This is a genomic window from Burkholderia sp. MSMB1498 (assembly GCF_001526245.1).
Taxonomy (GTDB): Bacteria; Pseudomonadota; Gammaproteobacteria; order Burkholderiales; family Burkholderiaceae; genus Burkholderia; species Burkholderia savannae.
This window is the reverse complement of the sequence record NZ_LOYJ01000030.1, coordinates 1-593: the sequence shown is the minus strand read 5'-3', so window position 1 is coordinate 593 and position 593 is coordinate 1. Positions and strand designations below refer to the sequence as shown.

1 protein-coding gene is annotated in these 593 nt (G+C 60.4%); it reads right to left on the bottom strand.

Translation table 11 applies throughout. The features are described from left to right. Positions 1-593 (bottom strand): type VI secretion system Vgr family protein (locus tag WS91_RS06090; RefSeq protein ID WP_156432296.1); only part of this gene is annotated, 593 nt, incomplete at both ends.

Here is a 593-nt window from a genome sequence, read left to right as displayed (position 1 = left end):
CGCCCCTGGATCGCACGCGATTCTTCGCCGTCCGGAAGATATTCGAGCTCGTCGTTCGGCAGCGGCAGATCATCGAAGCGCTGCGTGTCCGAGATCACGACGATGTGACTGTCCTTCTCGTGCTCGACCCAGAAATAGATCCCTTCGTCTTCCAGCAACCGCTTCACGAAGTTCAGATCCGTTTCCTGGAACTGCACGCAGTACTCGCGCGGCTCGTACGTGTCTTCGAGCTCGAACCGGTAACCGTTGCGCTGATGGCCCTGGAACACCTGCTCGACGATCTGCGGCACGCTCAAGTCCTGGAAGATCCGGCTGTTGCGGTTCTCCGAGAGGAACGACAGCCAGCTCTTCAATTCCAGCGTGTACGTGTACTGCCCGCTCATCTGGCCCGTGTCGTTCCCGCCGAACACGTGCGCGTTGAACGTGCGCACGTCGCCGCCGCCCAGATCGATGTCCGCCGACAGCGACGAGCCTAGCAACTCGTCGAAATCCAGATTCGGATCGCGGCTCAGCAGATCGAGCTGATACGACGGCTCCTGCGACAGGTTCTCGTGGACCACGAAGCTCAGTGCAACCGAATCCGGGTCCAACAG